The following is a 14,433-nucleotide window of genomic DNA, read 5'->3' as shown; positions in this document are numbered from 1 at the left end:
CTCTCTTTCAACAAGTTACTTTTTTGCTTTTATAGTTATTACTGTTCATCATCAGGTTTTGTTTCTACACCAAGATGCACCGGTTCCGGAGGATTTAATTTTCTATCCAGCCAGTGTGCAAACTTAAATACTATCACTCCGAGGATAATTGTATATATCAATTCAGGAATTATAGTGTTAATTAAATAATCTGTAAGTCTGAGTCTTCCCCTCAAAAGAAACTTGAGTACATAAAATAATACTCCGTATATAATATCTCCGATAGCAATAGTCATTGTCGGAAATATAAGATCGTCTTCTATATACATCTTATTTGTCATTCCGATAATAAATCCGATTACGGCATATATGAAGATATTTACTCCAATAATAGAACTAAACATCATATCAACAAATAATCCGGATATTACACCGGTGAACAAACCACAATACTGTCCGTACATCGTTCCTGCTATCGCTGTGAGTATAACAAGTATATTGGGAGAAACACCTGCAATCCGCAAATGTCTGAATAATGTAGTCTGTAGTATAAATCCTACAATAATCATAACGAACATACTTACATAGTTTTTCATTTACCAAGAATCTCCTCTAAGTCTTTTGAATTTTTAACTTTTGTTATGACAAGTACCATATCAAGACTTGAAAAATCAGCAGCAGGCACAAGATAGCCTGACTGTGTAATATTTGTCGAATCTTTCTTTATGTTTTTTGCATATCCAATGAGTATTCCAGGAAGATATACACTACTTATCTGTGATGTCACAACTTCATAACCGTCTTTTACTTTTGCATCTCTGTCGAGTCCGCTTATCTGTATCTTTCCCTCTTTCATCATTGAGAGATTTCCTGATACTATACATTTATCGGAAGTTTTTAGAAAACTTCCGCTCACTTCGCTTGAATCATCAACTATAGAACGCACTCTTGAATATGATTTATTTGCATCAACGATTCGTCCTACAAGACCGTCACCCGCCATAACATTCATGTTTTTTGCAAGACCGTCATCAGTTCCTTTATCAATTATAAATTCATTGTACCAGTTGTCAGGTTCGCCGCTTATAACTCTTGCAGCCACTTTCGGATATTTTGCATATTGCTCATCAAGTGAATACAGCTTTCGGAAATTTTCAAGTTCATACTTGTCCTGCTGTAAAAGCTTATTTTCAGCATTTGTCTCAGCTAGTTTATCTTTTAATTTTTTATTTTCCTTTGTAAGCTTTTTAACACTGTTTACATATTCAAGTTTGTCGGATATTTTAACTCCGATAGTATTGATTCCTTTTTGCATAGGTGTTACAACACCGCCAACGATAGAACGAACAGGTTCTATTTTATCCTGAAATTTAAATGATACTACTATCAGGATAGCACAGATGACAGAAATGGCGATCAGAATGTATTTGGGATCTATAATCATTTTAGTCTTTTTGCGCATTACTTTATTCCTTCCTTTATTTAGCTTTACTGTTTACACTGTAGATGTATGCTGCAACTATTTAATTTCGACTGCATAGCCTGCTGCAAGTTTCGGATGTTCGGCAAGATACCCAAGACCTGTCACAACCGTTTTTTGTGCATTTTTTGTAGTATTAACTTTAAGAAATGTCTCATTTGCAATAAGCTGATCAAGACCGTTTATCCATGATGATCCCCCCGTAAGATATACACCATTATGTACTATTTCATGTGATATTTCGTGAGGAGTCCTCTCTAACATGGTCTTAATTGATATTGCAATTTCATAAAAAACATCATTTACAAGTGGAAAAATCTCTGTTGCTTTGATAAGCTGTTTTCCCGGAAGTCCCTTGACAACATCCCGCCCCATAACTTCCAGCTCTCCCTGCATTGGGAATGCAGTTACAAGCTCTTTTTTTATGTGTTCCGCAGTTTTTAATCCTATAACAAAATTATACTGTTTTCTTATATAGCTTTTTATCTGATCGTCAAAATATTTACCACCGTATGGCAGAAGTTTTGACACCACTATTCCTCCACAGCTTAAGACACTGATCTCCGTTGTGTCGGCACCAATATTTACGATAAGTATCCCATTTGCCTTTTCAACATCAAGACCAAGACCATAGGCATCTGCTATCGGTTTATCTATGAGACAGACCTTTTTAGGCTTTGACTCACTTTCTGATATAATCCTTGAATATGCAAACTTTTCAACCTCTGTTATATCAGCCGGAACAGCAATGTAAAACTGAAATCCTTTCATTCTCCTGCTGCGTGATATTTTCGCCCCCATGAAATTCCACAATGCTATCATGTCATCTATCTTTGATACAACACCATGACTTAACGGAAATGAAACGTTTATGCTCGGCGGAACCTTTTCAAACATTTCATATGCTTCCTCACCGATTGCGACAGGTCTTCTCTCTTTTCCTACAGTGGAAACTACATTCTTTTCTATAAGAATTATCCCCTGTCCTTTTTTATATATCTTGATGGTATCTGTTCCAAAGTCTATACCATAGATCTTTTGTGCCATTACAAAATCTCCTTTTTATATACGGTTAAAATGCTAAACCGCTTTCTTTTAAACTTACATACCGGTTGTCACCCAGTATTATGTGGTCAAGTAATTCTATTCCAATAAGTTTTCCCGTCTCAATAAGGCGTTTTGTTATAAGAATATCTTCCCTACTCGGTGTCGGATCTCCTGACGGATGATTATGCATCACAATAATTGAAACTGCTTTATTTTTGAGGGCATTATAAAATATCTCTCTGGGTGATGCCATAGCAGCGTTGAAAGAACCATTCGACAATATAATATCTTTAACAAGAGCATTTCTTCCATTTAATATAAGAAGCCTTACCTGTTCAGTTTCCTCAAAACGCATTTCCGGCATAAAACGAAGTGCCGTCTTTTCAGGCTCATCACATATGAAGTCTGTCTCAGCCAGTGCAGAAGACATCATACGCTTTGTTATCTCCGTAAGACTAAGGAGTTGTACTGCCTTTGCATTTCCTATGCCATGTATATCCACAAGCTGTGCAACCGACATCTGAAACAATCCGCTTATTTTTTTGCCCGGAATTTCGTTTATCACTCTTGATGCAAGCTGAATAGAATTTTCTTTTTTTGTACCTGTTCTTATGATGACAGCCAGCAGCTCCGCATCTGAAAGGCTCGACGCACCGTATTTCAGGCATTTCTCATACGGTCTTTCTGATAACGGAAGCTGTTTTATATTTGTTTTAATCATCAAATATTCTCCTTTTCAATATCATTATGTGCAGCTATACGCACACAAGGTACAGTCAGACACAACCTTATCTCTTAAAACCATGCAATGCAGATAAGATTTATATTGTAAAAGGAAAATGACTTTTAAATCACACAATAATAATGTTATCACAAAAAAAATTCTTTGTATAGCATTCATATATGAAAAATGTATGTATTTTTCTTATTTTTGCATCAATAAATGCCATTTTTCAACAAAAAATGCTATTTTTTAAGTTTTTATTACAATTGACTGATAAGTCCTTCATTTTTCATATATTGCAGCGACATTGTAATACCGAAGCGTGCATGATACCATGTAAGCCCTCCCTGGAAATATACGGCAAATGGCGGCTCTATAGGACCATCCGCACTGAGTTCTATTGATGAACCCTGTATAAATGCCCCTGCTGCCATGATAACATCACTGTGATACCCCGGCATCGCATATGGCTCCGGTGCAACATGGCTGTCAACAGGCGAACCAGCCTGAATACCCTTGCAAAATGCGATAACTGCTTCCGGCGAACCAAGAGTCACCGCCTGAATAATGTCATGTCTTGACTCCGTGCTGTCAGGAACAACTTTATATCCGAGTTTCTCATATACATTTGCAGCAAATATCGCACCTTTTAACGCTCCTGCCGTAACAGTCGGTGCAAGGAAAAATCCCTGAAAGAATGCCCTGTTCACACCGAGTGTGGCACCTACTTCCTTGCCAAGTCCCGGTGCAGTAAGTCTGTAAGCACACAGGTCAATAAGCTCTTTTTTTCCTACAATATAACCGCCTATAGGTGCAAGACCGCCACCCGGATTTTTGATAAGAGAACCTACACACATATCTGCTCCCACGTCTGTCGGTTCTATTGTCTCGACAAATTCACCATAGCAGTTATCAACCATACATATTACTTCCGGTTTTATTGATTTGATAAATGAAATAAGCTCGCCGATTCGCTTAACAGAAAGTGTAGGTCTTGTCGCATATCCCTTTGAGCGCTGGATAGTGACAAGTTTTGTCTTGTCGTTTATGGCTTCCTTTATCGCATCAAAATCAAATGAACCATCCTCTAAAAGGTCAACCTGTCTGTAGCTTATACCGAATTCCTTAAGTGATCCCGGCGGATTGTCATCACCCTTTATTCCTATGACACCCTCCAGTGTATCGTAAGGTTTCCCAACAGGTGTCAAAAGCTCGTCACCCGGTCTTAATATCGCTGATAAAGCCGTAGTAAGTGCGTGTGTTCCGCAGGTAAGCTGCGGACGGACAAGTGCCGATTCGGCATGAAATACATCGGCATATACTGCTTCGAGAGTTTCCCTGCCAAGATCATCATATCCATAACCTGTAGATGACTCAAAACATCCTGCACTGACTCTTTCTTTCTGCATGGCACAAAGAACCTTTATCTGATTTATCTGTGCAACCTCATCTATTTTTTCAAATCTTTCTTTTAATCCGTCTGCTATCCTGTCGCAAAAATCATATACTTCCTCTGTTATGCCTGCTGACATATACTGTTCTTTTAACAGATTACTCATCTTTCTTTCCTCCATAAGTTGATTATTTATAAAAGTATCATTTTCGTAACAGTTCAGCCTTTCATTTCTTACATTCATAAACCTGCCAGCGAGCTGTCAGTCGCTGCTTTGCAGCTTTTGTATATTTCATTTCAGAAATGAAAGGCTATTCTACCATAAAAAGGTACTTAACAATACAATGAACAAGCTCATTGTATTGCCAATTATCTTTTTATGGCTGAACTGTTACTTATTTTCAATTTTTTTGCATTTTTCACCTGTGCTTATCATCATATAAATTAAATACTATGCTTCTTTAGCAATATATCTTTCATATCCGATAAACAATAGTCCAAAAGTTCATTTTCATCCCTAAATTTGTCCTTGTCTATCCATGTAACTGTCTTTTCCCTGTTAAACCATGTAAACTGCCTTTTAGCAAAATGCCTTGTATCAAGTTTTATCCTCTCATAAGCTTCGTCCATATTGCATTTTTGCTCAAGTGCATCAATTATCTGCCTGTAACCTATTCCCTGCATTGATACCATATCCTTAGTACAGCCCATATCCATAAGTTTTTTTACTTCCTCTGTAAGGCCTGCCGCTCTCATAATATCAACGCGCTTATTTATACGCTCATACAAAATTTCTCTCGGCAGTCTTAAAACATAATATCTGAAATCAAACGGTGACTCATTTTGGTGCTGTTCGTCATTGTGCTCAGATATTTTCTCCCCTGTCTGCTCAAAATATTCCAACGCCCTTATGACTCTTTTTACATTGTTTGGATGAATCTGCTCTGCTGCTTTTTCATCAATTTCTTTTAATCGGTCATGCAATGCTTCATTTCCGTGTTCATCGGCAAATTTCTGAAGTTCTTTCCTGTAAGCATCATCTGTCTCAGTCTTTGTAAAATCTATATCGTAAAGCACTGCCTGTATATAAAAGCCTGTCCCCCCGACTATTATCGGAATATTGCCATGACTGTATATCTCTTCAATATATCTGTCACATTTCTGTTTAAAAATTGTGACATTAAACTCCTCGTCAGGCTCTAACTCATCTATAAGATAATGCTTCACCCCCTGCATTTCATCAGGCATTATCTTTGCAGTACCTATGTCCATATGCCTATAGACCTGCATTGAATCGGCTGAAATTATCTCCCCGCCAATCCTTTTAGCAAGAGCTATCGAAAGCTCCGTCTTTCCCACCGCCGTAGGCCCCGTAATTATTATAAGAGGTTTTTTGTTATCAGACATACTATCCCTCCATCTCTCTTACTTCATTACAACTCATATAATATATTTCTTAAACAACTCGTTTAAATTTCTTTTCCAGTTCATATTTACTCATGCGTATCATCGTAGGTCTGCCATGCGGGCAATTATACGGATTTTCAAGCGACATAAGCTCCTTTAAAAGTTCCTGTGCCTGCTCAAGTGGAAGTTCATTATTTCCCTTCACCGCCGCCTTACATGACATTGTCGCAACTCTCTCAAGAAGTATATCCTTTGAAAGATTTGTCTTACCATTTGCAAGGTCGTCAATAATTTCCATCAGTAAATCCGTAGTCGCTATATCAGGAAGCTGTGCAGGAATGCCTGTCACAATATATTCCCTGCCGCCAAATGACTCTATCTTATATCCGAGTTCGTCAAATACTTCTATATTATCGTCAACCATCTGCTGTTCAAGCATTGAAAGACTTAGAACAATAGGTGGATTTACCATCTGAACCATCGGCTTATGCTCAGCTATCTGTTTCATAAATCGTTCGTATAAAACTTTTTCGTGTGCGGCGTGCTGGTCAACCATATACATACTGTCCTCATATTGCAATATCCAATATGTTGAAAACACCTGTCCCACTATCCTTATATCCTTTGTCCTGTCCTCTTTTAAGACACCTGTTTCAAAAAGAGTTTCCTGTTTTATATTGTAGGCTGCTTTCTCATGAAGCATATCAAGATTTTTTGAAGCCGCCATACCATTAAATGAGCTGTCTGATTTTGTTTCTTCCTTTAAATCCTGCGTCTGCTGCCTATCGGATTTGTCATCCTGCTGTACACTTTCTGAATTTAATCCGGTGTTTTTCTTATCCGAAGCTGTGAAATTATCCTGTGATAAATTATCATCCTCTAATATATCAGGTCTATTTTTTGTTATGTTTATATTTTCCGCAGCCTGATTTTCTTTACTATATTGTAAAGATGTTTCAGTATTATTATCAAGTTTTTCCACCTGTCCCATAAGATCGGCAAACATCTTTTTCCGCTGACCCGCATCAGGTCTGTGAAGTTCTGCTTTTCCAATCCTTGATAAAGTATCAGCTTCGTCAATATCTTTTTTTACTTCTGTTTTGTCAGTTGTATCTATACTATTTTTTTTAGGATAATCTTTTGACACCGTATCATTTACAGCACTATCTGTTTTCACTTTTCCGCCGTCTTTTTTATCTTCTTCAAAAGTTACATCAGGAATAAATTCCCTGTGTGCAAGCCTGTCTGATATACATTCATAGATTGTCTTATAGAGTTCTCTCTCATTTGTAAATCTTATCTCCATCTTCTGTGGATGCACATTAACATCTATAAATTCCGGTTCTATATGAAAATGAAGCACTGTAAACGGATATCTGTGCTGCATCGTAAACGGCTTATAAGCCTCCTCTATCGCACGGTTGATTATATTGCTTTTTATATATCTTCCATTTATAAAATAATTTATATATGCCCTGTTTCCTCTTGAAACAACAGGCTTTCCTATAAAACCTCCAATATTGCAAATCTCACTTGTAAGGTCAACAGTAAGTAAGTTTGAAGTTATATCCCTGCCATATATCTGATAAATGGTATCTTTGAGATTTCCATTTCCAGAAGTGTGAAGTTTTGTCTGTCCCTGATTTATAAATCTAAACGAAATTTCCGGATGAGAAAGAGCAAGCCTCTCAATAACACTGCCTATATAACCTGCTTCTGTCTGGTGCGATTTAAGAAATTTAAGCCTTGCGGGTGTATTATAAAATAGATTCTGTATGATAAATGTAGTACCGTCAGGACATCCAACCTGTTCAATTTCCTTACTCTCACCTCCATCAATCCGGTATCTGTAACCCACATCTTCTCTCTTAACCTTAGTTATCATTTCAAGCTGTGAAACAGCCGCCACACTCGCAAGAGCTTCACCTCTGAATCCCAGAGTTGAAACACCTAAAAGATCCGTTGCACCTTTTATCTTGCTCGTTGCGTGAGGAGTAAAAGCAAGTTCTATATCATCCCTCTCAATGCCTGAACCATTATCAGTAATACGCATAAAAGACTTGCCACCATCCTTAATCTCAACCGTAACCATATTAGCACCGGCATCAATCGAATTTTCAACAAGCTCCTTAACAACAGCCATAGGTCTTTCAATAACCTCGCCCGCCGCTATCTTATTGATAGTATCCTGATCCAGTAATATAATAGACATATTTTACTCCTCCTCTCTTTTAAAATTACTTTTCATGTTTACATCTTTATTCTTGTGCTGTTTTTTGCACATAGTGTGAAATTTTTAATTTTCACACTACATCCGTTGCTTTAATTTCATCTGCATCTTATACAAAATATTCATGGCATCAATAGGTGTCGTTGTCGAAAGATCAAGATCATGAAGTTCAATTATTATGTCCTCTGTCTTTACATTTGAACTGCCCATGTCAAACATAGAAATCTGTCCCATCTGTTCTGACTCTATTTCTGACGATGTCTTTTTTCTGCCTCTCTTTTTATGAGTAGTCTGTTTTTCTATATCATAATTATAATCTTCAGGTTCGTACTCTACATCTATCTCTTTTGCCTTATTTGCAATATCGTTGTTACTTAATTTTTCAACCAGCTCTTTTGCCCTGTTAAGCACCGTCTCAGGAACACCTGCAAGTTTTGCAACCTGTATTCCATAACTCTTATCTGCACCGCCTTTTATTATCTTTCTGAGGAAAACAATATCGTCGCCCTGCTCTTTGACAGCAATACAGTAATTATTCACGCTGTCAAGCTTGCCCTCAAGTTCTGTAAGCTCGTGGTAATGCGTTGCAAAAAGCGTCTTTGCCCCGAGAAGTTTCGTGTTTGCTATGTACTCGACTACAGCCCACGCAATCGAAAGACCATCAAAAGTAGAAGTCCCCCTGCCTATCTCGTCAAGAATTATAAGGCTGTTTTTCGTTGCATTTCTGAGTATATTTGAAACCTCCGTCATCTCAACCATAAATGTACTCTGTCCGCTCGCAAGGTCATCTGATGCACCTACTCTTGTAAATATCCTGTCAACAATACCTATCTTTGCACTCTCCGCCGGAACGAATGAGCCAATCTGTGCCATAAGAACGATAAGTGCCGTCTGGCGCATATATGTAGATTTACCAGCCATATTAGGTCCCGTGATTATTGCAATGCGATGACTGTCATCATCAAGAAATGTATCATTTGAGATAAACATATCATTCTTTATCATCTTTTCAACAACAGGATGACGGCCATTCTTTATATCAATACATCCATCCTTACTCATGTCAGGTCTTACATAATTATTCTGCTCAGCCACAACAGCCATAGATGCAAACATATCTATCTGTGCGATTATCTTTGCCGCCTGCTGTATCCTGCCTATCTCGCTGTAAATAGCATCAAGTGTTTCATTAAATATATTGTATTCAAGCGTGAAAAGTTTCTCCTCGGCACCAAGAATCGTATCTTCAAGTTCCTTAAGTCTCGGTGTGATATATCTCTCACAATTTGACAAAGTCTGTTTAACCGTCCACTCAGGTGGAACAAGATTTTTATATGAATTTGTGACCTCAAAGAAATATCCAAATACTTTGTTATATTTAATCTTAAGATTTTTAATATCGGTTTTTTCTTTTTCCTCTTCCGTCAGGTCAGCTATCCACTGTTTGCCCTCAGTTTTTGCCTTCCTTAACCTGTCAACTTCCTCATTAAAACCATCCTTTATAATTCCGCCCTCCCTCACCGTTATAGGCGGTTCTTCAATAATTGACTCATCAATAAGTTTATAAATATCTGAAAGGTCATCAAGATTTACACCGTACTCTTTTAATTTTGACTGAGAAAATGAGGAAAGTACATATTTAATATGTGGAAGCATTGAGAGTGACTGTCTGAAAGCGATAAGATCTCTGGGATTAGCACTCTTATAACTTATCTTGCTTATAAGCCTTTCTATATCGTATATAGGACTCAAATACTCTCTTAACTCCTCTCTTGATATAGCATTATCATTAAACTCAGATATTATATCAAGCCGTGTATTTATCTCATCTATATCTATAAGCGGCTGTTCAATGGAGTTTCTTAAAAGTCTCGCACCCATAGCCGTCTTAGTCTTATCAAGAATCCAGAATAACGAACCTCTCTTTGATTTTTCACGCATCGTTTCACAAAGTTCAAGATTTCTTCTTGTCGAGCGGTCAAGAAGCATATAGTGATTTGTGATGTAAGGTTTTATGGATGTAATGTGATCCATCGAAGTCTTCTGTGTCTCCGTAAGATACTGCATAACAGCTCCGGCGGCAGTTATACCGATACTGTAATCGGCGAGACCAAGCCCGTCAAGTGATGATACACCGAAATGCTCCATAAGTGCCTGCTCACATTTGCTCTCATCAAAATGCCAGTTATCAACCGCCGATACGACAACATTCAATCTTATATGAAGTTCCTCAAGGTCAATTCCTGACACAAGAAATGAATCGTTGCATATAATTTCTGACGGAGCGGTCTTAAAAATCTCATCAAGCAGTTTATTTTCACTGTCAAACTCTGTCACATAATATTCACCCGTTGTAACATCAACATATGAAACACCATATGCATTTGTTGTATATACAATGCACATGAGATAATTATTCTTTGTCTCATCAAGCGACTGCGTATTTAGATTTGTTCCAGGGGTCGCAATCCTAACGACAGCACGTTTCACAAGACCTTTCGCCTGCTTTGGATCTTCAACCTGCTCACATATTGCCACCTTGTAACCACGGCTGACAAGTTTGTTAAGGTATGTATCTACAGCATGAAAAGGAACTCCGCACATAGGTGCTCTCTCTTCAAGACCGCAGCTTTTTCCGGTAAGGGTAAGTTCAAGTTCTTTTGAACATATCTTTGCATCATCAAAGAACATCTCATAAAAATCCCCTAAGCGATAAAAAAGAATACAATCTTTGTATTCCTCTTTGGTTTCCATATATTTTTGCATCATTGGTGTAAGTGGCATGACTGTATTCCTCTTTTTCTATATTTTCACATATACCCACATAACTTTTGATATGTTATGCAAATATCTTATATAATCTTTTGTTATTATATTGGTGTCAAAAAATATTCTGACCACTGCATCATAATATAAAAACAATAAATTTTCATATCAAAAAATGAATGAGTAACACTATAAGCCGAGTTCTGTATCAAAACAATCATCTATCTAGACCTGATGTTGCCACCAGGCTCAAGCAACCTACCCGAGACACGACGGGCAGCCGTATCATCTCTGTTCGGTCTTGCTTCGGATGGGGTTTACACAGCCGCTTCTGTTACCAGAAGTGCGGTGAGCTCTTACCTCGCCTTTTCACCCTTACCTGCTATAGCAGGCGGTTATTTTCTGTTGCACTTGCCTGGGAGTCACCTCCACCGGACGTTATCCGGCATCCTGCCCTATGAAGCCCGGACTTTCCTCACCTGCAGCCTTTCGGCATTTGCAGCCGCGATTGTCTGTGCTACTCATTACCGGAGTATTTTATCATGTCGAAAGAAAAAAGTAAAGTGCATGGAATGAGAATATTTTTTATTTGGTAACAGTTCAGCCAAAAAAAGATAAGTCAATAATACACAAGCTTGCTCGATGTATTATTGGCTTGTTTTTTTTGGCGGAATAGCCTTTCATTTATGAAATGAGGGCAAAGCCCTCGCGAGCACGCTCATTGTATTGTTAAGTACCTTTTTACATATGCACCTTCCTGTTTACTTTTTGCAAACCACACTCATTTAACTGTTTTCTCCATGCAAAAACTCCATTGCCGCCTTACTGACCAGTTCGACATACTCTCTGCTTCGTCCACGCTTCATAAGTATATCACCGACAAGTTCATCATAGGAAACAAATGCTACTTTGTCGACTTCTTCTTTCTGGATGTGACAGTCTGACAGTTCAAAATCTTTTTTAGCAAAAAAAATCTCTATTATCCGGCGTTCCTTTACAAACCGCCCTGCATAATATAAATCTTTTTCGTCTAATTTTATCCCGACTTCTTCCTCTGTCTCCCGTAATATGGCATCAACGCTGCTCTCGCCCGAAATCGCAGCTCCTCCGGTTATATCCCACTCACCGGGATGCGACTCTTTATTTTCCGAACGCTTCTGAATAAGAAATCTATTATCAGAAGCCAAAAGATAAATATGTACACATAACATATAATCTCCCTCTTTCGGGATGCCTCTTTTCATAGTGCGTCCTGTCCTGTTACCATATCTGTCATATATGTCCCATATCTCAGTCATATCTTCCTCCATAACCGTCTGCCGTTTATAATTGCGATTTTATCGGCAGACGACAACAATCATCCCTCTTGTTTCATGCGTTTTTCTGCCTCTGCCCTACTGTAAATACAGCCACAATAATTTTGACGGTAAAGGTCATATTTCTTTGAATATTCTATTGACTTTAAATATCCACCTTTCTTCTTAAAGTCTGATACGAGATAATTTATACCATATTCCTGTTCAAGTTTAAGACCTATCTCATTTAATTTTCCGGCATTCTTATGCGGACTGATAGACAATGTAGTAGTAAAATAGTCAAAGCCGTGCTTTTTTGCATATATGGCAGCTTCTCTCTGTCTTAATTCATAACACTTAAAACATCTGATGCCACCCTCAGGTACATCCTCAAGTCCTTTTGACATATCAAAAAAAGTCTGCGGATCATATTTTCCTTCCTCAAAACATATCTTATTTTTTACCGGAAGTTCACTTATCAGTCTTTTTTGTTCATTTACTCTCTTCTGATATTCTTCTAAAGGTGAGATATTAGGATTATAATAAAAAATAGTTATCTTAAAATATTCTGCAAGGTAACTAAGACAATAACTGCTGCAAGGTGCACAACAACTGTGCATAAGAAGTGTTGGCGTCTTATTATCTTTTTGCAATTTTTTTATTATCTTATCCAGTTCAAGCTGATAATTTATCTTATTCATTTTCTTTTTCATCAACTCCTCTTAAATCATCAAAACAGTTAGTGTCCCTCTATGGTACAAAGACCGATAATAATATGGTATTATGGATAACTGATTTCGTAAGTCCGATATTATCAAATACATATGATGGTATCACCGAAAACAAAAACATACAGATGACATATATTATCATAAAATCCACGAGAAATCCTGCAACCGCCCCGCCGACCTTATTTACAAATCCGATTACCGGAATATGGTCTATCAGCTTAAATATTTTTATAAGTCTTCTGAAAAAATACCTTACAACAAAAAATATAAGCATAAATATAACCGTATATGAAAACGCCTCGGTCACACTGAGTATGCCACCCTTTACAAACTGTATATCAGGGGACATATGCTGTGTTATAAGTTCAGCAATATAAGGGGATATCATCTTTGACAACATCCCCGAGAAAACATATGAGATGACTACAACTATAAGACTTGCCACTTTCATGACAAGTCCCTGATGCCAGCCACTCACAATAGATACCATAAATACAAATGCTAATACCACATCAATTATCGTTCCGATTTCCATTACATCAAAACATCTGCCATGTCATAAAGACCTGCAGCCTTTCCTTTGATAAATTTAGCTGCGGTAACAGAACCCTTTGCAAATACGGCTCTTGAATATGCCGTATGTGAGAATGTAACAACTTCATCTGTTCCCGCAAATATAACATCATGTTCTCCGACTATAGTACCGCCTCTTACAGCCGAGATACCGAGTTCTTTTTTGTCACGCTTCTGTCTTACTTTAGAACGGTCATATACATATTCATACTGTCCGCCCATCTCATCATTGATGGAGTCTGCAAGTGCAAGTGCCGTACCTGACGGTGCATCAAGTTTCTGGTTGTGATGCTTTTCAACTATCTCAACATCAAATCCCTCTGTTGCAAGTTTTTTTGCAGCTTCTTTTACAAGCTTTATTAAAAGATTTACACCAAGTGACATATTTGCTGATTTCAATACAGCTACTTTTTTACTTGCTTCTTTGAGATAATCAAGCTGTTCATCTGACAAACCTGTTGAGCATACAATAATAGGTACCTGCTTGTCCACTGCGTAATCCATTCTCTCCTCAAACCCGTTTGCAGATGAGAAATCAATGATTGCATCAGCTTTTACATCGCAGTCTTTTATATCAGTAAAGACGGGGTATGGATTTTCTCTGTTGTTTACTATGTCAATTCCGGCAACTATCTGTGCTTCGTCATCCTTTGCAACTATATCTGTTATCATCTGACCCATGCGGCCGTTACATCCTAACATTATTATGTTTGTCATTTTATCCTCCATTTTTTAAAAGGGCAGACCAAATGACCTGCCCGTTTTTATCATTATTTCCAATAATATCTTGCTTATACATATTTTTCAC

Annotated in this window: 12 protein-coding genes and 1 other RNA gene; all 13 read right to left on the bottom strand. The window is 37.7% G+C overall.

The features are described 5' to 3' along the window. Positions 1 to 38: 38 nt before the first annotated feature. Positions 39 to 575, bottom strand: a complete 537-nt coding sequence (gene mreD / locus DWZ63_RS04740; RefSeq protein ID WP_022013459.1) for a rod shape-determining protein MreD — start codon at positions 573 to 575, stop codon at positions 39 to 41. Continuing rightward, positions 572 to 1,441, bottom strand: coding sequence for a rod shape-determining protein MreC (gene mreC / locus DWZ63_RS04735; RefSeq protein ID WP_055941829.1), 870 nt, complete (start codon positions 1,439 to 1,441; stop codon positions 572 to 574). Before mreC ends, mreD begins: the two co-directional genes overlap by 4 nt. Before the next feature lie 57 nt (positions 1,442 to 1,498). Beyond that, positions 1,499 to 2,506, bottom strand: coding sequence for a rod shape-determining protein (locus DWZ63_RS04730; RefSeq protein WP_022013461.1), 1,008 nt, complete (start codon positions 2,504 to 2,506; stop codon positions 1,499 to 1,501). A 25-nt stretch (positions 2,507 to 2,531) separates the two neighbouring features. Next, positions 2,532 to 3,227: a DNA repair protein RadC gene (gene radC / locus DWZ63_RS04725; protein WP_055941823.1), complete on the bottom strand. Its 696-nt coding sequence runs from the start codon at positions 3,225 to 3,227 to the stop codon at positions 2,532 to 2,534. Between the two features lie 263 nt (positions 3,228 to 3,490). Continuing rightward, entirely contained in the window at positions 3,491 to 4,804 is a 1,314-nt protein-coding gene (locus tag DWZ63_RS04720; RefSeq protein ID WP_347474829.1) for a methionine gamma-lyase family protein, read from the bottom strand. A gap of 263 nt (positions 4,805 to 5,067) precedes the next feature. Beyond that, entirely contained in the window at positions 5,068 to 6,030 is a 963-nt protein-coding gene (gene miaA / locus DWZ63_RS04715) for a tRNA (adenosine(37)-N6)-dimethylallyltransferase MiaA (RefSeq protein ID WP_118498911.1), read from the bottom strand. A gap of 49 nt (positions 6,031 to 6,079) precedes the next feature. Beyond that, entirely contained in the window at positions 6,080 to 8,242 is a 2,163-nt protein-coding gene (mutL, locus tag DWZ63_RS04710; protein WP_118498909.1) for a DNA mismatch repair endonuclease MutL, read from the bottom strand. A gap of 96 nt (positions 8,243 to 8,338) precedes the next feature. Next, positions 8,339 to 11,044: a DNA mismatch repair protein MutS gene (mutS, locus tag DWZ63_RS04705; protein ID WP_243020483.1), complete on the bottom strand. Its 2,706-nt coding sequence runs from the start codon at positions 11,042 to 11,044 to the stop codon at positions 8,339 to 8,341. Positions 11,045 to 11,202: 158 nt separating this feature from the next. Continuing rightward, positions 11,203 to 11,550, bottom strand: an RNA gene (rnpB, locus tag DWZ63_RS04700) — RNase P RNA component class A. A 261-nt stretch (positions 11,551 to 11,811) separates the two neighbouring features. After that, a complete protein-coding gene (locus tag DWZ63_RS04695) occupies positions 11,812 to 12,324 on the bottom strand; it encodes an NUDIX domain-containing protein (RefSeq protein ID WP_182431444.1) in 513 nt (170 codons plus the stop codon). Positions 12,325 to 12,383: 59 nt separating this feature from the next. Further along, positions 12,384 to 13,022, bottom strand: a complete 639-nt coding sequence (locus DWZ63_RS04690; protein ID WP_118499015.1) for an epoxyqueuosine reductase QueH — start codon at positions 13,020 to 13,022, stop codon at positions 12,384 to 12,386. Between the two features lie 49 nt (positions 13,023 to 13,071). Continuing rightward, complete coding sequence (locus tag DWZ63_RS04685) at positions 13,072 to 13,587, bottom strand: CvpA family protein (protein WP_118498905.1); 516 nt, start codon at positions 13,585 to 13,587, stop codon at positions 13,072 to 13,074. Continuing rightward, positions 13,587 to 14,342, bottom strand: coding sequence for a 4-hydroxy-tetrahydrodipicolinate reductase (gene dapB, locus DWZ63_RS04680; protein ID WP_118498903.1), 756 nt, complete (start codon positions 14,340 to 14,342; stop codon positions 13,587 to 13,589). The genes DWZ63_RS04685 and dapB overlap by 1 nt, the downstream gene beginning before the upstream one ends. Positions 14,343 to 14,433 lie beyond the last annotated feature (91 nt).

The organism is Clostridium sp. AF34-13 (genome assembly GCF_003477845.1).
In the GTDB taxonomy this organism is placed as follows: domain Bacteria; phylum Bacillota; class Clostridia; order Lachnospirales; family Lachnospiraceae; genus Butyribacter; species Butyribacter intestini.
The sequence above is the reverse complement of the archived record's forward strand: the minus strand, read 5'-3'. Positions and strand labels throughout refer to the sequence as shown.

Coding starts and splice junctions, on each gene's coding strand:
- mreC (WP_055941829.1), bottom strand. CDS start 1,441: ATGCGCAAAAAGACTAAAATGATTATAGATCCCAAATACATTCTGATC.
- radC (WP_055941823.1), bottom strand. CDS start 3,227: ATGATTAAAACAAATATAAAACAGCTTCCGTTATCAGAAAGACCGTAT.
- DWZ63_RS04720 (WP_347474829.1), bottom strand. CDS start 4,804: ATGGAGGAAAGAAAGATGAGTAATCTGTTAAAAGAACAGTATATGTCA.
- DWZ63_RS04690 (WP_118499015.1), bottom strand. CDS start 13,022: ATGAATAAGATAAATTATCAGCTTGAACTGGATAAGATAATAAAAAAA.
- DWZ63_RS04685 (WP_118498905.1), bottom strand. CDS start 13,587: ATGGAAATCGGAACGATAATTGATGTGGTATTAGCATTTGTATTTATG.
- mutS (WP_243020483.1), bottom strand. CDS start 11,044: ATGCCACTTACACCAATGATGCAAAAATATATGGAAACCAAAGAGGAA.
- miaA (WP_118498911.1), bottom strand. CDS start 6,030: ATGTCTGATAACAAAAAACCTCTTATAATAATTACGGGGCCTACGGCG.
- DWZ63_RS04695 (WP_182431444.1), bottom strand. CDS start 12,324: ATGACTGAGATATGGGACATATATGACAGATATGGTAACAGGACAGGA.
- DWZ63_RS04730 (WP_022013461.1), bottom strand. CDS start 2,506: ATGGCACAAAAGATCTATGGTATAGACTTTGGAACAGATACCATCAAG.
- dapB (WP_118498903.1), bottom strand. CDS start 14,342: ATGACAAACATAATAATGTTAGGATGTAACGGCCGCATGGGTCAGATG.
- mutL (WP_118498909.1), bottom strand. CDS start 8,242: ATGTCTATTATATTACTGGATCAGGATACTATCAATAAGATAGCGGCG.
- mreD (WP_022013459.1), bottom strand. CDS start 575: ATGAAAAACTATGTAAGTATGTTCGTTATGATTATTGTAGGATTTATA.